General features: G+C 60.8%; 18 protein-coding genes. 4 read left to right on the top strand and 14 right to left on the bottom strand.

Annotated elements, in window-relative coordinates:
• Positions 1 to 17 precede the first annotated feature (17 nt).
• The 5 genes from Q4S41_RS14225 to Q4S41_RS14205 form a co-directional block, all read right to left on the bottom strand.
• Positions 18 to 1,220, bottom strand: a complete 1,203-nt coding sequence (locus Q4S41_RS14225; RefSeq protein WP_305031786.1) for an OmpP1/FadL family transporter — start codon at positions 1,218 to 1,220, stop codon at positions 18 to 20.
• Positions 1,221 to 1,414: 194 nt separating this feature from the next.
• A complete protein-coding gene (mltG, locus tag Q4S41_RS14220; RefSeq protein WP_305031785.1) occupies positions 1,415 to 2,452 on the bottom strand; it encodes an endolytic transglycosylase MltG in 1,038 nt (345 codons plus the stop codon).
• Positions 2,453 to 2,643: 191 nt separating this feature from the next.
• Entirely contained in the window at positions 2,644 to 3,816 is a 1,173-nt protein-coding gene (locus Q4S41_RS14215; RefSeq protein WP_305031784.1) for a ribonuclease D, read from the bottom strand.
• Positions 3,817 to 3,974: 158 nt separating this feature from the next.
• Positions 3,975 to 4,886, bottom strand: a complete 912-nt coding sequence (locus Q4S41_RS14210; protein ID WP_305031783.1) for a prohibitin family protein — start codon at positions 4,884 to 4,886, stop codon at positions 3,975 to 3,977.
• A 66-nt stretch (positions 4,887 to 4,952) separates the two neighbouring features.
• Positions 4,953 to 5,420: a hypothetical protein gene (locus Q4S41_RS14205; protein WP_305031782.1), complete on the bottom strand. Its 468-nt coding sequence runs from the start codon at positions 5,418 to 5,420 to the stop codon at positions 4,953 to 4,955.
• Positions 5,421 to 5,559: 139 nt separating this feature from the next.
• On the opposite strand from Q4S41_RS14205, the gene Q4S41_RS14200 reads away from it, so the two are divergent.
• Positions 5,560 to 5,796: a hypothetical protein gene (locus Q4S41_RS14200; protein ID WP_305031781.1), complete on the top strand. Its 237-nt coding sequence runs from the start codon at positions 5,560 to 5,562 to the stop codon at positions 5,794 to 5,796.
• A gap of 100 nt (positions 5,797 to 5,896) precedes the next feature.
• On the opposite strand, the gene Q4S41_RS14195 is transcribed toward Q4S41_RS14200, so the two are convergent.
• The 3 genes from Q4S41_RS14195 to Q4S41_RS14185 all read right to left on the bottom strand — a co-directional run bounded on the left by Q4S41_RS14195 (position 5,897) and on the right by Q4S41_RS14185 (position 8,486).
• Positions 5,897 to 6,205, bottom strand: coding sequence for a hypothetical protein (locus Q4S41_RS14195; RefSeq protein ID WP_305031780.1), 309 nt, complete (start codon positions 6,203 to 6,205; stop codon positions 5,897 to 5,899).
• Between the two features lie 127 nt (positions 6,206 to 6,332).
• On the bottom strand, positions 6,333 to 7,574 hold the full coding sequence (locus Q4S41_RS14190) for an S-adenosylmethionine:tRNA ribosyltransferase-isomerase (RefSeq protein WP_305031779.1): 1,242 nt from the start codon (positions 7,572 to 7,574) through the stop codon (positions 6,333 to 6,335).
• A 108-nt stretch (positions 7,575 to 7,682) separates the two neighbouring features.
• Positions 7,683 to 8,486, bottom strand: coding sequence for a class I SAM-dependent methyltransferase (locus Q4S41_RS14185; RefSeq protein WP_369811303.1), 804 nt, complete (start codon positions 8,484 to 8,486; stop codon positions 7,683 to 7,685).
• Positions 8,487 to 8,705: 219 nt separating this feature from the next.
• On the opposite strand from Q4S41_RS14185, the gene Q4S41_RS14180 reads away from it, so the two are divergent.
• Positions 8,706 to 9,347 carry a hypothetical protein gene (locus tag Q4S41_RS14180; protein ID WP_305031778.1) on the top strand — a complete coding sequence of 214 codons (642 nt, stop codon included), beginning with the start codon at positions 8,706 to 8,708 and terminating at the stop codon, positions 9,345 to 9,347.
• A 78-nt stretch (positions 9,348 to 9,425) separates the two neighbouring features.
• Here Q4S41_RS14180 and priA read toward each other — a convergent pair whose 3' ends face one another.
• The 6 genes from priA to rpsF all read right to left on the bottom strand — a co-directional run bounded on the left by priA (position 9,426) and on the right by rpsF (position 18,244).
• The gene (gene priA / locus Q4S41_RS14175; protein ID WP_305031777.1) at positions 9,426 to 11,969 is read right to left on the bottom strand and encodes a replication restart helicase PriA; all 2,544 of its coding nucleotides are present in this window, start codon (positions 11,967 to 11,969) and stop codon (positions 9,426 to 9,428) included.
• A gap of 66 nt (positions 11,970 to 12,035) precedes the next feature.
• Positions 12,036 to 14,132, bottom strand: a complete 2,097-nt coding sequence (locus tag Q4S41_RS14170; RefSeq protein WP_305031776.1) for a thioredoxin domain-containing protein — start codon at positions 14,130 to 14,132, stop codon at positions 12,036 to 12,038.
• Positions 14,133 to 14,196: 64 nt separating this feature from the next.
• The gene (locus Q4S41_RS14165; RefSeq protein WP_305032006.1) at positions 14,197 to 16,872 is read right to left on the bottom strand and encodes a GSCFA domain-containing protein; all 2,676 of its coding nucleotides are present in this window, start codon (positions 16,870 to 16,872) and stop codon (positions 14,197 to 14,199) included.
• Positions 16,873 to 17,042: 170 nt separating this feature from the next.
• Complete coding sequence (gene rplI, locus Q4S41_RS14160; protein WP_305011752.1) at positions 17,043 to 17,486, bottom strand: 50S ribosomal protein L9; 444 nt, start codon at positions 17,484 to 17,486, stop codon at positions 17,043 to 17,045.
• Between the two features lie 92 nt (positions 17,487 to 17,578).
• Positions 17,579 to 17,812, bottom strand: coding sequence for a 30S ribosomal protein S18 (rpsR, locus tag Q4S41_RS14155; protein WP_035561439.1), 234 nt, complete (start codon positions 17,810 to 17,812; stop codon positions 17,579 to 17,581).
• Positions 17,813 to 17,866: 54 nt separating this feature from the next.
• Positions 17,867 to 18,244 (bottom strand): 30S ribosomal protein S6, encoded by a 378-nt coding sequence (rpsF, locus tag Q4S41_RS14150; RefSeq protein ID WP_305011753.1) that lies wholly within the window; start codon positions 18,242 to 18,244, stop codon positions 17,867 to 17,869.
• Positions 18,245 to 18,748: 504 nt separating this feature from the next.
• Between rpsF and Q4S41_RS14145 the strand changes: the two genes are divergently transcribed.
• Together Q4S41_RS14145 and Q4S41_RS14140 are read left to right on the top strand one after the other, a co-directional pair.
• Entirely contained in the window at positions 18,749 to 20,074 is a 1,326-nt protein-coding gene (locus Q4S41_RS14145) for a cytochrome c3 family protein (protein ID WP_305031775.1), read from the top strand.
• A gap of 101 nt (positions 20,075 to 20,175) precedes the next feature.
• On the top strand, positions 20,176 to 23,187 hold the full coding sequence (locus tag Q4S41_RS14140) for a TAT-variant-translocated molybdopterin oxidoreductase (RefSeq protein ID WP_305031774.1): 3,012 nt from the start codon (positions 20,176 to 20,178) through the stop codon (positions 23,185 to 23,187).
• Positions 23,188 to 23,193: the final 6 nt, after the last annotated feature.

The raw sequence follows: 23,193 nt of genomic DNA, 5'->3' as shown, positions 1-23,193 counted from the left end.
AGGAGAAGCCGCGCGGCTTAGAACGCCACCGCCAGGCCAATGGAAGCCGTGCTGGTGGCCGTGCGGTAGGAGCCGCCCACGTTCGACACGGTGGCATTGAGCGGGTTGGCCCGCGCCAGGCGCTGCTGGCCGTAGCTGAAGGAGTAGGCTCCTTCCAACGCAAAGCGGGGGGTGAGCTGGTAGCTGAGGCCCGCCGACGCCCCGAGGCGGTTGGCGTCGATGAACTCGGGGTTGATGTACTCGTCGCGAATCGGCGACTCGTCGTAGTTCAGGCCGCCGAGCAGGGTGAGCTTGGGGCTGGCCTGGTACTCGGCCCCTACCCGGAAGGCCAGGGCGTCTTCGTAGCGGCGGGCCGTGTTGAGGCGCTGGGCCGGGGCCGTACCGCTGGCGGCCACGTCAAGCTTGAGCGAGTCGAGGGTGCTCCAGCCACTAAGCGTGAAGTCGAAGGTGAGCAGCAGGTTCTTGGTGATGCGGTCGGCCAGGCCCACCGACAGCGTGCTGGGCAGGTTAATCTGGGTCTTGAAGTTGGCCGAGGCCGGGTACAGGCCCGCGTCGCGGGCGGGCACGCCGCTGGTGCTGATGGTGCCGTTGTTCATTTTCAGCTGCACGCCGCTGCGGTAGCTAATGCCGAAGGCCAGGTTGTCGCCGGAGCGGCCGTAGAGGCCCACGTTCACGCCGTAGCCCGAGCCGCTGCTGCTGAGCTGGTAGCTGGTGTTGGCGGCGTCGTACTGCCCCAGGGCGTGGCGCTGGCTGTATTTGCCGTAGGCGTATACGAAACCCACGCCGGCGCTGAAGTTGTCGTTCAGCTTAAAGCCCACCGTGGGCTGGGCGAAGTAGGTGTTGAGCTGGCTTTCCTGAATCACGGAGCGGCCTTCCCAGTTTTCGGGCCACTTGGTGTGGTAGCCGTAGGGCGAAGTAATGGCCAGGCCCACGCTCACGCGCTTGCTCACGGCGCGAGTGGCGTAAAAGTAGCCGCCGGGCAGCACGGTCAGGTCCTGGTCGGTGCGCTTATAGGTGTCCTGGCCGATGAAGGAGGAGCGGCGAATCTGGCCGAAGCCGCCCAGGCTGATGCGGGTGAGCGAGTCGCCCCACTGGCTCAGCAGGCCGGGGTTCACGCTCAGGCCGGCAATGCTGCCGATGTAGGCCGTGCTGGCGCCGCCCAGGCCCAGCACCCGGGCGCCCTGTGGGCAGGTGTCGAAGCCGCTGGCCGCAGCCGTCAACCCAGAGAAGAAAGGAAGCAAAAAAAGAAGACGTGCACGCATACGGACGGTTTTGCGGAAAATTGGGAAACAAAAGTACGCAGCCCAACGCTAGCAGCCCACCGACCAGCCTCCCATAAAACCACCGAACTTCCCCAGTGCGTCCGCACGGGCCTTCTGCGCCGGTTATGAAATGATTACGGGGCGGCCCCAACTCAGCGCTTCACGCCCAGGCTGTCGAGGCGGCGCTGGTAGCGCCGGGCGTTGAGCTTGTGCTGGGCGTAGGTTTCGGCGAAGTCGGAAAAGCCGCTGCCGTCGGGCCGGGCGCAGAAAAACAGGTTTTTATTGTGCGCCGGTTTCAGCACGGCATCCAGGCTCGACGGCCGCGGCGTGGTGATGGGGCCGGGCGGCAGGCCCTTGTGGCGGTAGGTATTGTAAGGCGAATCGACTTTCTTGTCCACGTTCAGCACGCGCTTGCGGGTACCCAGGCCGTGCAGGGGCCACAGCAGGGTGGGGTCGGCCTGCAGGGGCTGGCCGTTGCGCAGGCGGTTGAGGTACACGGCGGCAATGAGCGGCTTGTCGGTGGCTTGCGCCGTTTCGCGCTGTACAATGCTGGCCAGCACGCTCACCTGGGTGCGCGTCATCTTCAGCGAGTCGGCCCGGGCCTGGCGTTGCGCCGTCCAGAACCGGCGGTAGCGGGCGGCTGTCGAATCCAGAAATCCCTGCGCGGTGGTATTCCACAAGTGCCGGTAAGTGCCCGGAATGAACATCGTGCGAATGGTGCCGGTGTCGAGGCCGTAGCGGCGTTGCAGCCCGGCGTTGTCGCCCAGCAGCAAGTCCAGCTTAAAGGAATCGGCCTCCAGTTGCCGCGTCACCTGGCGCGGCAGCTGCTCCAGGTAATGGAACGAGTTCAATTCGAACTTCACCGTATCCTGCCGGCCAGCCAGCAGCATGCGCAGCAGGTCGCCGTTGCCCATGCCGGGGTCGAGGCGGTAGCGGCCGGGCTGCACGTGCGGCGGGTAGTCGTGGGTTTCGGCCACCCATTTGAAGGTGGCAGGTTCCAGCAGCAGCTCGTATTTATGCAGCGAATCAAGCACGGCCGCGTAGCCCGTACCGGTACGGATGTAGAGGTAGGCCGGGCCCTCGGCAAATTCGCGCACATTGGGGCGGTAGAACACCCGCCACGCCGCGTACGCGCCCGCCAGCAGCACCAGTAGCAACACCAGTCCCCCAATAAGCCAGCCGCGCCGCATCAGGTGTTGGTGTTAGGAAAAAAGGTGGGGGAAGCTGGGCGCAAAGGGCAGTTGAATGAGCTAAACAAAGGACGTCATGCTGAGCGCAGCCGAAGCATCTCTACCGCGTAACTAATCAGTTTTAGTGTTGCGGTAGAGATGCTTCGGCTGCGCTCAGCATGACGTCCTAATCATCGATTGTCGGAACTCCACTACGCCTGAAACGGCGCCGCAATCTGCTCGTAGCTCTCGCCGTGGCGCTCGGCCGACTCGCGCAGGAGCTGCTGCTGCCAGGGACGCAGGGCCGCGTCGGCGCCCAACTCAATGATGTCGGCGATGAGGCGGTTGCTGAGCACCATGTTGGCCATGGTGGTGCCGTGGTCGGTGGCCAAGTGGCCTTTCATGGCGTTGAGCATGGTTTCGCGGGCCTCGGCGCGGGTGGCAGCGGGGCCGCTCAGGCGGCGCCGGAACGGAAACTTGCGCTGGTCGGGCGGGAGCGGGGCATCAGGAGCCAGGTCGGTCGTGCCGATGGCCAGCAGCTGCTCGGCGTAGGGCGAGCGTTTCAGTTCGGGGTGCAGGCCGTTGGCGGTGCGGAGCTGCAGCGAAGTTTCGATGGGGTTGCGCGTCAGCTCGGCCAGCTTGTCGTTGCTCAGTACGTGGTAGGGCGGGCGGTCGAGCTGCCGGGCCACGGCGTCGCGCAGCAGGTACAGTTCCCGGAAAACGGGCATTTCCTGCGGCGTTATCTTGTACTTGGCCGCATTGCGCGACCACGGGCGGGGGTCGTCGCGGCCGTAGCGCACGGCCTCCAGGGCCAGGTTCTCCTGGGCGGCCCAGTCGGCGCGGCCCAGTTCCAGCAGGCGCGCGCTGAGGCGGTCGGTGAGCTCAAACAGGTAGAGCACGTCGTTGGCGGCGTATTCCTTTTGGGCTTCGGTGAGGGGGCGCTTCAGCCAGTTCGACTTCTGCTCACCCTTGTCCACCTCAAAGCCCAGCTCGGCCTGAATGAGGCGGCCCAGCGAAATATTGTTGTCCTCGGCCGCCAGCAGCGTGAACTGCACGCTGGTATCCACGATGTTGCGGCAGTTTACGCTGAACACCTCGTCGAGGAGCAGAATATCGGATTTGCAGGAGTGGAACACCTTGGCAACGGCAGGGTCGCGCAGTACCGCGAAGAGCGGCTCCAGGCCGGCGGCCATGTCCGTGAGCGGCAGCGGGTCGATGAGGTACACCTCCTGCCCATCAAACACCTGAATGAGCGCCAAGTGGCGCCCGTAGCGGTGGCGCATGTCGTCAAACTCCAGGTCGATGCCGATGCGCGGCAGGGTGGCAAAATGCGCGGCCGCGGTGGCAATGGCGTCGGCGGTGGTCAGGTAATGGATGGTGGGCATTGAAGCAGGAAGCAAGTCGGCGGCGCTGGCACCGGGCCGCGCCCGGTTGGCGCGGTAAAGGTAGGCATCTGCGGCAGCAAACCGCGTTTTGGCCCGCAAGGCCATTGGCGGCCCGCGCCAGCGCCGGCGTAGCTTCTACGAACCAGTTTCCAAAGCAGTTATTTGTCGCCGAGCAGCAGTTGTGGCGTGGGGCCCCGGCCGCCGCCCATGATGATGACCTTGGCGTTGGGCGAGGTGGCAATGGCCTGGTTGGCCTTAATGGTTTCGTACTGCAGCAGCTTGTCGCTCAGCTCGGTATTCACAATGCGCTGATAATCAGCAATACCCTGGGCTTCTACGCGTTTGCGCTCGGCTTCCTGCTTTTCCTTCTGCAGCACAAACTGCATCTTCTGGGCGTCCTGCTCGGCCGAAATCTTGCTCTCGATGCTGCGCTTCACCGACTGCGGCAGCTGAATGTTGCGAATGAGCAACTGGTCGAGCTGCAAGCCGTTGGTCCGAAAGTCCTTTTCAATGGCCGCCAGAATACGGGTTTGGAACTCCTCGCGGCGCGTCGAGTACAAGGCCACGGCATCGTAATAAACCGCGTTGTCGCGGATGCGGGTGCGCGAAATGGCCCGCACAATTTTGTCCTGGTAATCCTCGCCGATGGTGGCCAGAATGCGCGGCGCCTGCGCCGGCACCACGTGGTAGAGCACCGTGAGGTCAATCACCACTTCCAGCCCGTCGGCCGAAAGCACGCGGATGGCGTCGTCGCCGGCCTGCGCGCCTTCGCCGTGCTGCGCCGACATGGTATAGTTCTGGGTGCGGGTGTCGAAGCGCGTTACGTCCACCAGCGGGTTCACCACGTTCAGGCCGGGGTAAAGCAGGCGCGGCTGCACCTTACCAAACAACGTCTGGACGCCCACCTGGCCCACGCCTACCTGCACCACCGTGCTCAGGGCCAGCCCCAGCAGTAGAAACGCCACGCCCAGGAAGACGAGCCCGGCGCGCATGCGCTCCACGCGCTCCGAAAACCGCGAGGCGCTAAAGCCCAGCACCACCAGAATGAAACCCAGAATACTTAGGAACATGGCAATTTTAGTTAACAATTAACAGTGAGCAGTGAACAGCTTTTATGTGCGCCCTGCATGGCGTTTCTACTCCTCGTCCTCGTCGCGCTCAAAATCCAGCGTGCGGGCCAGGTCCACGCCTTCCTGCGCTACTTCTTCCAGCAGCTCGGGCGCATCGGCGTCGAGGGTGCGGCCGAAGAGGTTGAGCAATTCCTCGCCCTCCTCGTTCACGTACAGGTCCTCGTAGAGGCGGTCGAACAGCTTGGCGTCGCGGCCCACAATCCGGTCGATGTCTTCCGGGGAGCGGGCTTCGTTCAGGGCGCGGTGCAGCACGTCGAGCACCTGCCGGCTGGCGTCGTGGTCGCCCAGCTCGCTCACCAGCTTCAGCAGGCTCATGGCCAGGCCGAGGCGCACCTGCTCGAACCGGAACGGCCGCTGGGCCGGCGCGGCGGTGCGCAGTTGGTCGTAGGCCTGCCGGGCCGTGGGCGTGAGGTAATACTTCACATCGTTGGGAGCAGTGAAGGCGAGGTGCAGCAGTTGTTCGTAGGGCGACATAAGGGAAGGCAGGAGCCGAAACACGGCCCGATTCGGTGCGTAAGCTAAAAGCCGAAAGGTACGCGAGGAAGCACGGCCACTTGCTTCATCGCCGGCCGCGGCCCTGCATTACACCCGTATCCAACTATTCCCCTTTCCTATGACACACAAATCGAAGTGGCTCCTGTTTTCCCCGCTGGGGCTGATGGCCATCGGAGCCGGAGCCTGCCTGGTGCAATGGGCCGGCCGCATGAAACACAAAGGCGCGCCCGCCAAAGACTGGGTGCTGGCCGGCACGGCCGCCCTCACGGTGTTCAACGCCGGCGTCAGCCTGTTTGGGCAGGGCGTGGTCGAAAAGGTGCTGCACGAAGTGCGCGAAAAGTCGCAACAGCCTTAACCACGACTTTTTTAAAACCTCAAAAGCATAAAAAACCCCGGCCTAAGCAGGCCGGGGTTTTTGGGGAAATGCGAAAGGGGAAGTGTGGATTCAGCCGAACCTATTCGGTTTTGGCTTCCATTTTGGCGGTGCCTTCTTTGGTTTTCTCGCCTACTTTGTGGGCGCCGTGCTTCACGGCAGCGCCGGTCTTCTTGGCGCCGCGCTTGATGGCGTGACCGGTTTTCTTGGCTACGTTGCCGGCGGCATCCTTGGTGTTGTCGATGGCCTGGCCGGCGTTGGTTTTGCCGGTTTTGGTCACGACTTTGGTGGTGCCGTTGTCACGCACTTTCACTTCGGTCGAAGGCGTGGTTTGGGCGAAGCTGGTGGTGGCGAAAGCGCACAGGGCGAGCAGCAAGGTTACTTTTTTCATGGTCAGAAGTTGAATTAAAGGGTAAGTGGGGCATTGTACGGCCCCTGTTTTCAAAGGTTCTGACAAGAGCCGTGCCGCAATTATTTGCTGCCACTCACTGCCGTGGCTGGGCTTTGGCGCTCAAGCGCTACGGTAGCAGCAGGGAGCTGTCGCCGTAGCTCAGAAACCGGTAGCCATTCGCCAGGGCGTGCGCATACACATCGCGCCAGCCAGGGCCTAATAGAGCCGCTACCAGCAGCAGCAAGGTGCTTTCGGGCTGATGAAAATTAGTGATGAGCCCATCGACCAGCCGAAACAAGTAACCCGGCGCGATGAGCAGCTGCGTGCGGGCCTCCAGCGTATCGGTGCCCGCCGTTTCAAGGTGCTGCAGCAGGGCAGTCAGGGCCGTTTCGGCGGTGATGCTGGCGGCGGCTTCGGCCCATTCGTAGGGCTGCCACTGCGTGACGAGTAGCTCGGAATTGCTTGGTGCTTCTTTTTTCAACAAGCTCACGCCCAGCCAATACAGCGTTTCTAGTGTCCGCAGGCTGGTGGTGCCCACGGCTATCACCGGGCGCGGGCGGTGCGCGAGCAGCTGCCGCAGCAGCGCGGCCGTCACCAATATCGGTTCGGTGTGCATGGGATGGTCGGCCATGCGGTCGGCCTTCACGGGCTGGAAGGTGCCGGCGCCCACGTGCAGCGTGACGTGGCCGATTTCAAAGCCCTTCTCCTGCAGTTCCGCCAATATCTCGGGGGTGAAGTGCAGGCCGGCGGTGGGGGCGGCCACGGCGCCCTCGGTGGCGGCGTACACGGTTTGGTAGCGCACAGCATCGGCGGCGGTGTCGGGCCGGTCGATGTAGGGCGGCAGGGGCAGATGGCCGGCGGCGCGCAATACCTCGGCAAACGGCAGTTCGGCGGGTTCCCAGCGGAAATCAATCAGGGCCGTGCCGCTTTCCTGGGCCTGGCGCTCGGCGGTGAGGGTGGCGGTTTGGCCGCCGGAAGTGGTGAATTCCAGCGTCACGGGGCCTGCTTTCCAGCGGCGGCCGTTGCCCACCAAGCAGCGCCAGGTGCAGTGGCCGGTTTGCTGCAGGGCCAGCTCCAGGCTGCGGTGCGGCGCCACCGGCTCCAGGCAAAACAGCTCGACCTGCCCGCCGGTGGGGCGCCGGGCCAGCAGCCGGGCCCGCACCACCCGCGTGTCGTTGAAGATGAGCAGCGCGCCGGGCGGCAATTCGCCGGGCAGGTCGCGGAACTGCTTATCGACCAACTCGCCGTGGCGGCTCAGGAGCAGGCGGCTGGCGGCGCGGTCGGGCAGGGGCTCGGGCGCGATGCGCTCGGGCGGGAGGGGGTAGGTGAAATCGTGAATGGAAAGCTGGCGCGGGTCGGGGGTCGTCATAGGCCCGCAAAGGTCGGAAACGGAGAGACAGAAGTCAGAAGTGAAGTGTCATGAGCTGAAAAAGGCCGCCTGATAATTCAGACGGCCTTTTCAGCTTTTCATGCTTGATTACTTGCGCCGAAACAGCAGCAGGTGCTGCTGGGGCAGGGTTTCCACGGTTTCGACGAACTCCAGGCCCACGGCGGCCATTTCCTTGCGGGCCTGCTCCACGCTCATCTTGTGAATGCGCTTGATGGGCACGTTGGGGTCTTCGGCCCGGTACTCGACCAGCGCCAGGCGGCCGGTGCCGGGTTTCAGCGCGCGCCGGATGGCCCGGCCCATCTCGCGCGGGTGGTCGAATTCGTGGTAGGCGTCTACGATGAGCACTAGGTCCACGCTGTCGGCGGGGAGGGCGGGGCTGGTGGTGGTGCCCAGCACGGGGCGCACGTTGGTGACTTTCAGCTTGCGCTTGTTGTCTTGCAGCGCCGTCATCATCTCGGGCTGAATATCGACGGCCAGCACCTCGCCTTTCGGTACTTTTTTAGCCAGCTGGAACGAGAAAAAGCCCGTGCCGGCGCCGATGTCGGCCACTACGTCGGTGGGCTTCAGCTTGAGCTCTTTCAACAGCAAATCGGTGCCTTCTTCCTGGCGGCGGCCACTGCGCTCCAGCCAGCTGGCGCCCTCGTGGCCCATGACGTGGGCAATCTGGCGGCCCAGGTAGTAGGTGCCAATGCCATTGGGGTCGCGGGGCGGGGCGGTTTCATAGCCGCTGGTATCGGCTTGCACCACGGCCTGCATGCGCTGGGCGGCGAAGGCCGACGGCCGCGTTTCGGCGGGCAATTGGGTGCAACTGGTCAGCAGTAGCAGGCCGGCGCTGCCGCTCGTGCCTACAGTATTTAATGCCCGTTGCCAGGATGAAAAACGATACCTCATACAATTCGCAAGTAAGCACATCCAAGGCAGTCAACAGCAATTCGCGGCGGGGCGTTCAGCAATTTTTAAAGCCCTTGGCGGCCAGCGTCCGCGTCCGGCAATAGCGTTTAAAAGAAAGATGAGAATTGATTAAACAGGGAAAATGCTTGAAACGAACCACCCGGCCCCGACATTCGCCGTAGAACGCGCATTCTGCTTACCCATTACCCTTTTCAGATTATGAAAAACCTTTTTCCCTCCATCAGCAAATTTGCGGCCGTCGCGCTCTGCGCCCTCGCAATGGGCAGCTGCAACCGGGCCGAATACGCCATGCTGCCCCAGGGCGCTTCTTACCACGGCGTGACGCGCGCCGCCACGCCCGTGCCGGCCAAGCCCGCCACCGTGGCCGTGCAGGCCCCCGCCGCCCCGGCCGAAGCCGCCGCGCCCGCTGTAGAAACGACAGCCCCCGCCGCCGAGGCAACCGTGGCCACGAAGGCTACCAACAAAGCCCCCAAGGCCTTTGCCGAACCCGCAACTCCAAAAGCCCTGACTGCGGAAGAAAATGCTACCGTAGCCGCTGCCGTGGCGTCCATGCCCCAGGCCCAGGCGCCCCAGAAAATGACCCGCGTGCAGAAATTCGCCGCCACGCGCCTTGTGCGCACCATGAGTAAGGTTTCGGGAATCAGCCAGTTTCAGAAAACGCTGAACGTGGCCAAGGCCCAGAAAGTGAGCGGCAACCTGCGCACCGGCATCATCCTGATTCTGCTGGGCATCCTCATTTCGCTGTTCAACCGGGTTAGCAGCATTTTCGGATTGATTGGCGCCATTATCGCCATCATCGGCTTGTTTTTCATCATCCTGTGGCTGTTGGATAACTTGTAAGAGTTGCCCATTCAGCACAGCAAAAAGCCCCGGCTACGTTGGTAGTTGGGGCTTTTTCTATGGTCGAAAAAAAGCGTTTTACATCGGGTCCACATCGGCCACCAGGCGGGCCTGCCGGAATTCCTTTTGGTCGCGTACCACGTCCATGGCGTCCATAATCTGCTGCTTGGCGTGCTTGAGCACCGTGTGAGCACGGTCGAGCTTTATGGTGATTTCCTGCAGGAAGAAGTTGCGGATGCGGAAAATGTAGGGCGCCTCAGGACCCAGCACGGCGGCCTGGCCCAGGCGCTCCACCAACTCCTGAGCGAGGCGAATGGCGGCTTCCTCGCCCACTTGCTGGTCGACGTGCTTTACCGTCATCTTGATGATGCGCATGAAGGGCGGGTAGCCGTGCTCGTGGCGCTGCACGATTTCGTAGTTATAAAACTCCACGTAATCGTTGCGAATCACCTTGTCGAAAATCACCTGCGTCGGGTCGGCCGTCTGGATGATGACCTTGCCCTTTTTGCCTTTGCGCCCGGCCCGGCCGCTTACCTGCACAAACATCTGGTAGGCCCGCTCGTGGGCCCGGAAATCGGGGTAGTGGATGATGCTGTCGGCGTTGATGATGCCCACGAGGCTCACGTTGGCAAAATCGAGGCCTTTGGTCACCATCTGGGTGCCGACCAGCACGTTAGTCGTCTGCTTCTCGAAGTCGCCGATGATTTGCTGGTAGCTGTTTTTGGCGCGGGTCGTGTCCAGGTCCATGCGCTGGATGTTGGCCTGCGGGAGCATGATTTTGAGGTCGTCCTCAATCTTCTCGGTGCCGAAACCCTGGGTTTTCACGGCGCGGGAGCCGCAGGCGGGGCACTTGGTCACCATGGGGTCGTGGTAGCCGCAGTAGTGGCAGCGCAGCTCGTGGCTGTGCTTGTGGTAACTGAGGCTCACGGCACAGTTAGTGCATTTGGGTATCCAGCCGCAGTCCTGGCAGGCCACCACGGGCGCGTAGCCGCGCCGGTTCTGGAACAGGATGACCTGCTCCTTGGCCCCCAGCTTCCGCTCGATTTCGCCCAGCAAATCGGCCGTGAAGTGGTTGTGCATGGTTTTGTGCTCGCGGGCCTTGCGGGTGTCCACCAGCTCAATGTCGGGCATTCCGGCTTCCCCAAAGCGTTTGGTGAGACTTACGAGGCCGTAGCGGCCCTGCTTGGCTTGGTAGTAAGTCTCCACGGCCGGTGTGGCCGAGCCCAGCAGGGTTTTGGCGCCCTGGAAGTTGGCCATCATCAGGGCCACTTCGCGGGCGTTGTAGCGCGGGGCGGGGTCGTACTGCTTATAGCTCGATTCATGCTCTTCGTCCACGATGATGAGGGCGAGGTTATCGAACGGCAAGAATACCGCCGAGCGCACCCCAATCACTACCTGGAAGCGGCCCGAGAGCACGCCGTTCCACACTTCCACCCGCTCATTATCCGAGAATTTGGAGTGGTACACGCCCAGCCGCGAGCCGAACACGCGCATGAGGCGCGTCACAATCTGGGCCGTGAGGGCAATTTCGGGCAGCAGGTAGAGCACCTGACCGCCGCTGTCCAGGGCCGTGCGGATGAGGTCGATGTAAATCTCGGTTTTGCCCGCGCCCGTCACGCCGTGCAGCAATACGATATCCTGTTTGCTAAAATGGCCCATGATTTCGTCGCGCGCCGCAGTCTGGGCCTCGGTGAGCGAGAAGTTCATCTGGATGGCGCCCTCGTTTTCGAGCGGGAAGCGACTCACAATCTGGTCGAACTGCTCCAGTACGCCGTTTTTGATGAGCGTGTTCACGGCCGAGGCCGAGAGGTGCGGGCTGCTGGTGAGGTAGGCTTTCTCCAGGCCCGCTTGGTTGGCGTGCTCGTTCTGGTACACCGGCACGCGCTGCATGAATTTCATCAGCACATCGAGCTGCTTGGGCTTGCTGCTGAGTTGCTCAAAGAGTTGCTCCAGTGAGGCTTCCGACACGAAATGATGCGCCAGCCGCACCTTCTTCACCACTTTGGGCGCGTACTTATCGGCCGTGTGCTCGAAGAGGAAAATGACGTCCTTGTGCATCAGTGACTTTATCACCTTGTGAAAAGACGTGACGCCCAGCAAGTCGCCCACTTCAGTGAAGGTCAGCGCTTTGCCTTGGTCGACGGTGCCCAGCGCGTCCACAATCAACTCCTCTTGCGTGGAAAGCGGGTACTCGTTGTCCTCGCGCGAAAAGCCGGGATGCAGCTGAATGCGCGACTCCGAGCTGAGCTTCAGGGCCGAGGGCAGGGCCGCGTTTATTACCTCGCCGATGGTGCAGAGGTAGTAGTCGGCCATCCAGCGGAACAGCTTAAGCTGCGGCTGCGTGACGACGGGCGCGTCGTCGATAAATTCGAGAATGTACTTGGCCTGGTAGTCCTTGGGCGCGGTTTCGTGCACGGCCGCCACGATGCAGCTGAGTGTGCGCTTGGCCCCAAACTGCACGATGACGCGCCCGCCAATCACCACGTTGTCATTCAGCTCATACGGCACCCGGTAGGTATAAAGCCGGGGCAGGGGCAAGGGCAAAATAACGTCGGCAAACAGCGTCACCCGGTCAGCCGAAGGGGCTGCGGCGGGCGAAATAAAATCAAGCGCGAGATTCAAAACGGGGATAACAAAGGGGCGGATAGTAAAGATAGCACGGCCGTAGCGGCGCACCATGCTCGGCCGCTACAAGGCTTTCAGCGCATCAGAAACGCTATATACGGGCGCTAAACAGGCCTGATTGCGGCACACATGAATGGCAGTCTGGCCGTTGTTGGCTGTTTTCAGCAACTGCAGCAACGGCAATTTCGAGGCTTGCTCAGTGCCGGCCAATATGGTATCAAACAAGAAATGCCGGCTAAGTTCTTCGCGGAATTCTTCCGCCTCCGGGCCGACGATGGATATTTCAGCCCCCGGCCGCAGCAGGGCGGCGTAGAGCGACGCCCAGTTGGCGAGGTGCTGGGCGTCCTTCACCACGAGGTGCCGCACCTGGGCCAGCATATCGGCGGCTAAAGTGGTGTAGCGTGAGTTTTCGAGGTGGCGGCCCAGCCGGCGCAGGTTGTGCGCCATCACCGAGTTGGAGCCGGGAATGACGTTGTCGAACAATTCCTTTTTGCGGGCAATGAGGGCTTCGGCCTGGCTGTCAGTGTAGAAAAACAGGGTTTCGGTAGGGTCGAAGAAATTGGCCAGCACGTATTCTGTCAGCGTCTGGGCTTCGCGAAGCCAGCTTTCCACAAAGCTCACTTCGTAGAGACTGATGTAGGCCTGAATAACCAGCGCGTAGTCTTCGAGGAAGCCGCTGATGCTGGCCCGGCCGTTTTTGCAGGTTCGGAACAGGCCCGCGCCGTTGCGCAGGTTGGCTTCGATGAAGCGGGCGTTGTGCTCGGCCATTACCAGAAACTCTGGTTCGCCGAAGGCACGGTAGGCGTCCGTCAGGCCTTGTAGCATGAGGGCGTTCCAGCTGGTTAGCACTTTGTCGTCGAGGCCGGGGCGCACGCGGGTAGCGCGCACGGCCATGATTTTTTGCCTCCAGCCGGCCACCAGCTCGGGCACGATGCCGGGCGTGAGCTGGTGCGCGGCGGCAAAGTCGGCTTCGGACTGGCGGCGGTGCAGGATGTTACGGCCGTGCTCCCAGTTGCCCAGCGCCGTGCAGTTGTAGTAGTCGGAAAACAGCGGCTCCTCCTCGCCCAGTATCTCGCGCAGCTCGTCTTTGGTGAAGACATAAAACTTGCCCTCTTCGCCCTCGCTGTCGGCATCGAGCGAGGAATAGAAGCCGCCCTCGTCATTGGTCAGTTCCAGTCGGATGAATTCGATGGTGTCATACACCGTTTCCCGAAACAGCTCGTCCTGCGTGAGTTGAAAGGCCTCGCTGTACAAGCTCACTAGCTGGCCGTTGTCGTACAGCATCTTCTCAAAGTGCGGCGCTAGCCACTCCGCGTCTACCGAATAGCGGGCGAAACCGCCGTGCGCCTGGTCGTAAATGCCGCCCCAAGCCATCTCGCGCAAAGTCAGCACGGCCTGGTCGAGCACCGCCTGGCTGCCGCTGATGGCGTAAGCGCGAAGCAAAAACCGCCAGATGCTAGGCATCGGAAACTTGGGCGCCCGGTTCAGGCCGCCGCGCTCCCGGTCGAACTGCGTGCTGAGGTTGTACACCAGCAGCTGAAACTCATCTTCCGAAACGCCGGCCGGCCCGGTTTCGGGCGCCACGCCAATGGCTTGCAATGCCGAATAGTCGGCTTCCTGCGCCGCGCTGCGGTTCTGCGCGCCGTATTTCCTAAGTTCACTGGCGCCGATAACGTCCATAAACCGCTCAGCTGACTGTTCCAGCTCGGCGCGGTGCTCACCGGCGTAAGCTTCGCCGATATTGGCCAGCAGCTTCATCCAGTTGCCTTTCGGGAAGTAGGTGCCGCCATAAAACGGCTTGGCTTCGGAGGTCAGAAACACATTTAGCGGCCAGCCGCCCTGCAGGCCCATAGCGTGCACGGCCTCCATGTACACCTGGTCCACATCAGGCCGCTCCTCGCGGTCCACCTTGATGCAGATGAAATGCTGGTTCATCACCTCAGCCACGGCTGTATTCTCGAACGACTCGCGCTCCATCACGTGGCACCAGTGGCAGGCCGCGTAGCCAATACTCACCAGAATGGGCTTTTGCTCGGCTTTGGCCCGGTTCAGCGCCCCAGGGCCCCACGGATACCAGTCCACGGGGTTGTAGGCGTGCTGTTGCAGGTAAGGGCTGGTTTCCTGGGCGAGGCGATTGGCGGAAGGCGAAGCGTGGGCCATAGCGGGAAGGGTAGGGGAGGTACTCAAACAACAAACCCGGCGAAAAGGCCGGGTTTGAAATTTATTAGGCCGGTTTCGCGGGCTTCTTGGGCGGCTTGGGCTTGGCGGCCGGTGTCGACGCGGCGGCTTTGGCCGTTGTCGTCTTAGGCTTTGCAGCTACTTTCGGGGCCACTTTGGATGCGGCAGCTTTAGAAGCGGCTTTGGGCGCAGCTTTATCAGCAGTGGCTTTCGCTTTTGCAGATGGCTTAGGCTTGGGACTGATTGCGGGCACAACTGGCGCCGAAGGCACTATTTCCAGTGTTGCTGCCAGCACCTCCGATACAGGAGCCGCAGCCGGAACCGACTTAGCTTTGGGCTTCGATGATGCAGGCTTTTTGGCCACACTCGCTTTCGGCGTTTCTGTTTCTGGCGTGTTGGCTTTTGGCGCTTCTGGCTCTGCTGCAGCCACTTTTGGCGCTGCTTTAGCTGTTGAGGCCTTCTTAGATGCAGCAGGCTTTTTCAGCGGAGCCGTCGGCTCAACCAAGGAAGCGGAAGAGCCCGTCAACCGGCCTGCCGCCACCTGCGTCCGCAGCTGCGACGCATCTTGCACGGGCACTACCGGCGTATCAAATTCCGGCTTTTCCGACCGCGCGCCGCTGACGGCGCGGCCCTTGGACCGGCGCGGCGAGCGGGAGGCGGGCGCGGCTGGTACAGGCGCAGTCACGGCGGCCGCAGCTTCTATGGTTGCAGAAACAGGCGTTGCGGCCGCTTCCTGACCACGGTCATTGGTTTCGGCCTCAGTAGTAGCTGCTGAGACCCCCGAAAGCTGCTCTGCAGTGCCAATAACCGGACTGATTTGCGGAACAGCTTCTGCACCAGCATCAGCTGTTGCGTTTGCCTCAACAGGCTCTGATGAAACCGCATTCGCTCTGGCCGCACTTTTCTTTTTCCGGTTGCGGCTATTGCGCGATTTCGACCCGCCGGGTACTGATTCTGAGGTAACATCAGAATTCAACACTTCTGGCAGTTCAACCGGAGCTACTGACAGGGCCGGCGGCGCCAGTTCTGCATCGCCAGTTACCGGAGTTACGGCATCCGGCTCGGCGGCAGCAGCAAACAGGGGGACCCGGGGCACACGCCCGGGGGCGTCGCGGCGCCCACCCCGCTTCACTGGCACAGATTTTACGATAACGCTCGACTTTTGACGCTCCGGCGGCTGCGTTGATTGGATAGCCGCAGCTTCAGCCGGGCTATTAGGCTCGGTCGAATCATCAGTTGCCTCACTTCCTTCCGGCATCAGACCCTGTTCAGCTGCGAGGCGCAAGGCGTGTTTCCGGGCCGTACGCTTCGCTCCGCCTCGTGAACGGCGCTTCTTTTTCTTGGCTTGCTCTGAACCGGCGGTTGCGTCCATACCAGCCGCCGCATCAGTTGCACCGGCACTCAGTTCCGTCAGCTCTGCTTCAAGAGAGGCCACTGACTCCGCCCGCGCATCCGGCATGATTGGCAATACCTCCGTTACCTCATCAGCAGCGGCAGAAAGCTGGAATTGCTCATTTTCGCTCGGTTGTGCCTGACGGTTTTTGCCGCGCCCATCGCGTCGGCCCCGCTCCGGCCGTCCGCCACGTTCCGCCCGTTGCGCCCGAAACTCTTCCGGCGACAAACGCGGCGGACGGCTTTCCGCCTCTGCGGGCTTAGCCGTGGCAGCCGCCAATGCAGCCTCAGCAGCTTGGGCTACTTCGGCGGTAGTAGCATCAGAACGGTCCACAGTCGAAACCACCGAGCCCTCACCAATATCAATCCGCTCTTCGCCATCCTCAATTTCTGCTACAGGCTCTGGCTGACGCGGCGCCGGCAGCGCCGCCAACTGCGTGCGAACCGTCCGCAACTCGTCGCTCACCTCCACGCGGCGCAAACTCATCTGCTCCAGCTTCTGCAGCGTGCTTTCCAGAAACTGCCGATGCTCCGGTGCCCCCGCGTGCAGCGGCCGGTGCCCCAGCGACTGCCGCACCGAAGCCCATTCCTTGCGGAACCGACCAAAATCAGCGTCGAAATACGCCCGCGCAAACTTCTCCCAGATGTAATCCTCGGCTACTTCCGACGGATGTAGCATGTCGGCCGCATAAAAACGGTAGTCGCGCAAGTCATCCACCAGCAGCTCGTAAGCTGGGAAATAAGCCACGCCCGGCAGCAAATCACTCACAATGTGCGTGGCCACCCGCAGCACCGACTTGCTCACCGTATTCAGCTGCAGCGTTTCCTTCAAATGCCGGACCGGACTCACCGTCAGCACAAAGCGCAGCTTCGGATTGATGCGGCGCAGGTAAGCATGCGTTTCAGCAAGCGCATTGATGATTTCATCCGGCGTCAGCAGCTCGCGCACAAACAGGTCGGCTGACTGCTTGTGGCAGTTGTTCACCAGCTGGCCGGTTTCGCGCAGGCGGTAGGCCCAGGCGGTGCCCAGCGTCAGCAACACCACGTCGGCCTGCCGCACAAACTCGCCGGTGCGGCGCACCAACTCCTGAATGTGCTGCAACAACTCCACCGGCGAGTCGGCCCCGATGCTGCCGTGCAGGTCGTAGCTCTGCCAGCGGCCGCGGGCCTCCACTAGGTGCCGCTGCCAGTCCACGTCCTCGCCTGCCGCGGCGCGCAAAAGCTGCGCCAGCGCTAGGGGCTGAAACACGGTGCCAAACGGGTTCACCAAGGCATCCACCTTGTTGGCCAGCAGGCGCGAGCCGATGCTGTCGGCAAAGCAGGAACCCATGGTCAGGACCCGCGCCGTGCGCGAAAGCTGGTCCGTGGCTGGAGCAATAGAAAGTTCAGTTCTAAACATTACAGCAAAAATAGCCCGCCGGCCGGGAAAGCGCCGGTGGCCGGAATAAAAAAAGCCCTGCCAGCAGGCAGGGCTTTTTCATACGAGTTGCGCAGCCGAAACTACTCAGCTACCACGCGGAATTTCACCGTGTGCTTCACTTCCTTGTGCAGGTTAGCGGTGGCGGTGTAGTCGCCAGCAGCCGAAGGCTCCTGGTCGAACGACAGACGCTTGCGGTCTACATCCACACCTTTCGCTTTCAGCGCGTCGGCCAATTGCAGGGTTGTTACGCGGCCGAAGATTTTGCCGCTTTCGCCCACCTTGGCGGGGATTTCCAGTACCGTGTCGCCGATTTGGTCGGCAATGGCCTGGGCGTCGCCCTGGATTTTGTCGGCTTTGTGAGCGGCTTGACGCACGTTCTCGGCCGTGATTTTCTTGTTGGTCTTGTCAGCCAGAATAGCCAGACCCTGCGGCAGCAGGTAGTTGCGGCCGTAGCCCGATTTCACGGTTACGGTGTCGTTCTTGTACCCGAGGCCCTTAACGTCGTCTTTGAGGATAATTTCCATTGTCTTGATTAAGATTTGAGAACCTGGAGCTTAGAGTCAAAAGCAGCAATTGCAGCCGATGATTCTCCATTCTGAGTTCTCAGGTCTAAGGTCTATTTCAGAGCGTCGGCTACGTACGGCATCAGGGCGAGGTGGCGGGCCTTTGCGATGGCCTGGGTCACTTTGCGCTGGAATTTCAGGCTGGTGCCGGTGAGGCGGCGGGGCAGCACGCGGCCTTGCTCGTTCACAAACTTCAGCAGGAAGTTCGGGTCTTTGTAGTCCACGTACTTAATGCCGTTCTTCTTGAAGCGGCAGTATTTCTTACGGGTATCCTGCGGCTTGTTCATAGCCGACCGGTCGTTGTTGCGGTTGAATGCGGGAGATGCCATGTCGTTGCTAAATTATTGGGCTACGGCTTCGGTTTCCTTGGCAGCCTTCTGCTGGTTCATTTCGCCGTTGCGGCGGCGGTTGTTGTATTCCACGGCGTGCTTATCGAGCACGGTCGTGAGGAAGCGGATAACACGCTCGTCGCGGCGGAACGCCAGCTCAAGCACGTCCACGATGTTGCCTTCGCCAGTGTAGCTCAGGCAGAAGTAGTAGCCGGTGCTTTTCTTTTGAATCGGGTAAGCCAGCTTGCGCAGGCCCCAGGCTTCGGTGGACAAAAGGGCGGCGCTATTTTCCTTAAGCACCTGGGTGAACTTCTCGACCGTTTCTTGCACTTGGCTCTCGTTCAGAACGGGAGTCACAATGAAGACCGTCTCGTAATTTCTAACTTCCATTACGATGGTGGTGAATGTGGGGGTGAAAAAATTAATTGGGGTGCAAAGGTACTGACTTACCGGCACATTGCCAAGCCTGTGTCGTGGATATCCTTATTATAAGGTATGGTCAGTGCCACTCCCCATAAATAATCCCTCGGCCTTGTCCCTCCGGCGCTCCCAAGCTTATCCGACGGGAGTCACAAATTCCTTGACCAGATTCAGGTAAATAGAAGGGCCAATTTTTATTGCCAATACCCAACAAAAACCTTGGAGGAGGGGTTGCTCAATAGTGGATTAACCGGCCAATGGTAGCCTCTAAATGAGCAGGTAAGCTTGACCTAAGCTCTGGTATGCTCCGGCCAGCAATATTGGGCTAGCGTAGGAGCCAAGCATATAAATGAGCCAATAGGAACGCTCCGGACTGCCCAGAAATTGTATTTCGCTTTTTGCCGCCTACGATTCCTGACCTACATTTGTGGCCTTGAAATGCCCCTAGCGTTTCGTTTTACCGTCTATTTTCGTATGAATAGCATTCGTCTCCGTTCCTTACCTCATCTGTTGCTGGCATTTGTGCTCACGTTTGCCGGCATCCAGCAGGCTTCGGCCCAAGCTGCCGCCGACGTGAAAAAAGAAGGGGTAGCCCCCGGCGGTGCCGCTGCCGCTACCCCCGCTACGGCTGCTGCCCCCGCCGCCGGTGGCGGTGATGCCGCCGCTGTAGCCGCCGGCGATGCTCTGTTTAAAGGCAATTGTGCCCAGTGCCACGCCGTGAACGAGCAAGTGGTAGGACCGGCCCTCGCTGGCATCACCAAGCGCCGCCCCATCTCCTGGATTTTGCCTTGGGTAAAAAACTCCAGCAAAGTGGTAGCCAGCGGCGACGACTATGCGGTAGCTCTTTTCAACAAGTTCAACAAGCAGCAGATGCCCTCGTTCGCACTGTCGGACAAGGAAATCACATCCATTGTTGCCTATGTGACTTCGGAGGAAGGCAAAGGTAGCCAACAGGCTAAAGCAGGCCCTACGGCTGAAAACCAGCCAACAACTGCTGGTGGCGCTGACGAAGCTGGCGCAGGCAAATACGTTGATATTCTGTTAATTGTCCTCGTAGTCGTGCTGATTGTGCTGGTGGTGACGCTCGTTATCATTGGCAATCTGATGAAGGATGTGCTGCGCGGACGCAAGGACCTCGACGGCCGCGACGTGGAGATTTTGGAGCAGCGCTTCGACTGGGGCAAGTTTTACCGCTCGCCCGTGCTGCGTGGCATTGTAGGTGTCGTTTTCGCGCTGGTTTTACTTTATGAAGGCGTGCAAAGCGTGATGGCCGTGGGTTTGACCCAGGGCTACCAGCCCACCCAGCCTATTGCTTTCTCGCACAAGCTGCACGCCGGCGAACACCAGATTAACTGCGCCTACTGCCACACCTCGGTGTACAAGAGCAAGTCGGCCAACATTCCATCGGCCAATATCTGTATGAACTGCCACTCGCAGATTAAAACGGAGTCGCCCGAAATCAAGAAAATCTACCGGGCCATCGAGCGCAAGCAGCCCATCCAGTGGGTGCGCATCCACAACCTGCCTGACCTGGCTTACTTCAACCACTCGCAGCACACGCAGGTGGCCGGCCTCCAGTGCCAGACCTGCCACGGCCCCATCCAGAACATGGAAGTGGTGTACCAGTATTCGGCCCTCACCATGGGCTGGTGCATCAACTGCCACCGCGAGATGCCCATCAACTCGAAGGACAACAAGTACTACGACAACCTCGTGAAACTGCACGACAGCAAAAATGCTGGTGCTCCTTTCACCGTGTCGTCGAACGGCGGTACCGAGTGCTCGAAGTGCCACTACTAAGCTAAAACTGATTGTAGTAGACAGTACTGGGTAGTCAGTATTGAGACTACTGATTATTTGACTACTGACTACCCAATACCGACTACTGATTACCATTTCAAATGAAGTACTGGAAAGGAATTGAGGAACTGGAAAGCGCTCCGGAATTTATGAAATCGGCTTTTGCCGAATTCATGCCGGTGAAGGAAAGCCATGAGAGCAAGGACGATACCTCGGCTCCCCGCCGCGACTTCCTCAAACTCATGGGCTTCGGCGTAGGCGCCGCCGTGCTTGCTTCGTGCGAAACGCCGGTTATTAAGGCCATTCCGTATCTGAACAAGCCCGAGGAAATTGACCCGCTCATTTCCAACTTCTACGCTTCCACCTACTTCACCGGCTCGGACTACAACGCCGTATTGGTAAAGTCCCGCGAAGGCCGGCCGATTAAGCTGGAAGGCAACCCCGAGTCGCCCATCACCAAAGGCGGCTTGTCGGCCCGCGGCCAGGCCGCCGTGCTGAGCCTTTATGACGGTGGCCGCCTGCAGCATTTTGCCATTAAAGGCCAGAAGGCCGAGGTGAAGCAGGTTGACCAGGAAATCCGCACGAAACTGGCGGGCACCACGGGCCGCATTGCCATCGTGTCGCCCACCATCATCAGCCCCAGCACGAAGAAGGCCATTGCCGAATTCGCCAGCCGCTACCCCAACACCACGCACGTGATGTATGACGCGCAGTCGGCCAGCGGCCTGCTGCAGGCCAACGGCGGTGTAGTGCCCGGCTACGACTTCAGCAAAGCCACCGTCATCGTAAGCCTCGGCGCCGACTTCCTTGGTACCTGGATTTCGCCGGTTGAGTACGCCAAGCAATACGTGGTGAACCGTAAGGTAAGCTCAGCCAAGCGCACGATGTCGCGCCACTTCCAGTTCGAAACTACCATGTCGCTCACCGGCTCCAACGCCGATGTGCGCGTGCCGGTGAAGCCTTCGGAGATGGGAGCTACCGCACTGGCGCTGTATAACGCTGTGGTAAACGGCGGCGGCGACACGAAAACCAAAGTAGGCATGGCTGCCGCTGAGCTGAAAGCTGCCGGCAGCACTGGTCTTGTGGTGTCGGGCTCGAACGACCCGGCCGTGCAGACGCTGGTTACCGCTATCAACCAAACGCTGGGCAACGCGGGCACTACCATCGGTGCCGCCGCCAGCAACCTGCGCCAGGGCGACGACGCCCGTATGGCTGCGCTGGTAAACGATATGAACAACGGCACCGTTGGCGCCGTGATTTTCTACAACGCGAACCCGGTGTTCAACCACCCGCTGGGCACGAAAGTGAAGTCGGGCATTGCCAAAGTGCCGCTGACCATTTCGCTCAATGACCGTCTGGACGAAACCGGCAGCCTCTGCCAATATGCTGCTCCCGACAACCACTGGTTGGAATCGTGGAACGACTTTGAGCCTAAAGCCGGCTACCTCAGCTTGGCCCAACCGGTTATCACGCCGCTCTTCACTACGCGCCAGGCGCAGGAGAGCTTGCTGAAATGGGCTGGCAACAACACGACTTACTACAAATACCTGCGGGCCAACTGGCGCGGCATCACCCCGACGGACGCCGCCTGGGATAAGGCCGTGCACGATGGCGTAATGATGGGCACCGCGCTGCCCGCCGCTCAGGCTCCCGCTACGGCCGCTTTGAGCCCGGCTGCCGCCGCCGCTCAAATCAGCGGTGCTGCCAAGCCGACCGGTATCGAACTGGCGCTGTACGAGAAAGTAGGTTTGAGCGCAAATGGTAGCGAAGCCAACAACCCCTTCCTGCAGGAACTGCCCGACCCAATTTCGAAAGCTACTTGGGGCAACTACGTGGCTGTACCGCGTAAGATGGCTATCGAGCAGAAGTGGGAGCAGGGCGACGTGCTGAAAGTGAGCGCCAACGGCTACAGCGTGGAATTGCCCGTGCTGATTCAGCCCGGCCAGACCAACGGCACGGTGAGCATTGCGCTCGGCTACGGCCGTACCGCCGCTGGTAAGGCTGGCGATAAAGTAGGGGAGAACGCCGCGCCGCTGGCGATGACGGCCAACGGTATTCAGTACATGAACACCGTGACGCTGGCTAAAACCGAAGCCACTTCGCCCATTGCCCAGACCCAGACGCACCAGACCCTGATGGACCGCAAGCCGGTCGTACAGGAGAATTCGCTGGCGAACTACATCAAAAACCCGAAAGAAGTAACCGAGTACGAGAAGATTTCCACGCCCGATGGCTTGGAAGCTCCGAATAAGGTTTCGCTGTGGCAGGACTACCAGTACAACAACCACCACTGGGGAATGGCCATCGACCTCAACTCGTGCATCGGCTGCGGCTCGTGCGTGATTGGATGCCAGACCGAGAACAACACCGCCGTGGTGGGCAAGCAGCAGGTGATTAACCGCCGCGAAATGCACTGGATGCGTATCGACCGCTACTATAGCTCGGATACGCACAAAGATTCGTTCGATACCAAAGGTAAGGTGGCTACCTACGCCGCCATGGAGGACCCTTCGGAAAACCCGCAGGTGATTCACCAGCCGATGATGTGCCAGCAGTGCAACCACGCGCCCTGCGAAACGGTGTGCCCGGTACTGGCTACCACGCACAGTTCGGAAGGTCTCAACCAGATGACCTACAACCGTTGCATCGGCACGCGCTACTGCGCCAACAACTGCCCCTATAAAGTGCGTCGTTTCAACTGGTTCTCGTACTACTCGAACGAGAAGTTCGAAATCGTGAACGGCCACATGTTCACCGACCTCGGCCGCATGGTGCTGAACCCGGACGTAACCGTACGGGCCCGTGGTGTGATGGAGAAATGCTCGTTCTGCGTGCAGCGCATCCAGCTCGGCAAACTCGAAGCCAAGAAACAGAAGCGCCGCCCGGTGGATGGTGAGATTGTAACGGCTTGCGCTCAGTCGTGCCCCACCGAAGCCATCGTGTTCGGTGACATGAAGGACCCCAAGAGCCGCATCAGCCAGTTGCTCCGCCGCGAGGACGGCGAGCGCGCCTTCCACTCGCTCGACTCCATCAACGTGCAGCCGAACGTGACCTACCTGACGAAGATTCGTAACGCCGAATCGGAGTTCTTTGCTAAAGAAGAAAACGCTTAATACTTA

Origin of the sequence: Hymenobacter convexus, assembly GCF_030580955.1 — a bacterium.
Taxonomy (GTDB): domain Bacteria; phylum Bacteroidota; class Bacteroidia; order Cytophagales; family Hymenobacteraceae; genus Hymenobacter.
The sequence above is the reverse complement of the archived record's forward strand: the minus strand, read 5'-3'. Positions and strand labels throughout refer to the sequence as shown.

Coding starts and splice junctions, on each gene's coding strand:
- mltG (WP_305031785.1), bottom strand. CDS start 2,452: ATGCGGCGCGGCTGGCTTATTGGGGGACTGGTGTTGCTACTGGTGCTG.
- Q4S41_RS14215 (WP_305031784.1), bottom strand. CDS start 3,816: ATGCCCACCATCCATTACCTGACCACCGCCGACGCCATTGCCACCGCG.
- Q4S41_RS14210 (WP_305031783.1), bottom strand. CDS start 4,886: ATGTTCCTAAGTATTCTGGGTTTCATTCTGGTGGTGCTGGGCTTTAGC.
- Q4S41_RS14205 (WP_305031782.1), bottom strand. CDS start 5,420: ATGTCGCCCTACGAACAACTGCTGCACCTCGCCTTCACTGCTCCCAAC.
- Q4S41_RS14200 (WP_305031781.1), top strand. CDS start 5,560: ATGACACACAAATCGAAGTGGCTCCTGTTTTCCCCGCTGGGGCTGATG.
- Q4S41_RS14195 (WP_305031780.1), bottom strand. CDS start 6,205: ATGAAAAAAGTAACCTTGCTGCTCGCCCTGTGCGCTTTCGCCACCACC.
- Q4S41_RS14190 (WP_305031779.1), bottom strand. CDS start 7,574: ATGACGACCCCCGACCCGCGCCAGCTTTCCATTCACGATTTCACCTAC.
- Q4S41_RS14185 (WP_369811303.1), bottom strand. CDS start 8,486: ATGAGGTATCGTTTTTCATCCTGGCAACGGGCATTAAATACTGTAGGC.
- Q4S41_RS14180 (WP_305031778.1), top strand. CDS start 8,706: ATGAAAAACCTTTTTCCCTCCATCAGCAAATTTGCGGCCGTCGCGCTC.
- Q4S41_RS14170 (WP_305031776.1), bottom strand. CDS start 14,132: ATGGCCCACGCTTCGCCTTCCGCCAATCGCCTCGCCCAGGAAACCAGC.
- Q4S41_RS14165 (WP_305032006.1), bottom strand. CDS start 16,872: ATGGGTTCCTGCTTTGCCGACAGCATCGGCTCGCGCCTGCTGGCCAAC.
- rplI (WP_305011752.1), bottom strand. CDS start 17,486: ATGGAAATTATCCTCAAAGACGACGTTAAGGGCCTCGGGTACAAGAAC.
- rpsR (WP_035561439.1), bottom strand. CDS start 17,812: ATGAACAAGCCGCAGGATACCCGTAAGAAATACTGCCGCTTCAAGAAG.
- rpsF (WP_305011753.1), bottom strand. CDS start 18,244: ATGGAAGTTAGAAATTACGAGACGGTCTTCATTGTGACTCCCGTTCTG.
- Q4S41_RS14145 (WP_305031775.1), top strand. CDS start 18,749: ATGAATAGCATTCGTCTCCGTTCCTTACCTCATCTGTTGCTGGCATTT.
- Q4S41_RS14140 (WP_305031774.1), top strand. CDS start 20,176: ATGAAGTACTGGAAAGGAATTGAGGAACTGGAAAGCGCTCCGGAATTT.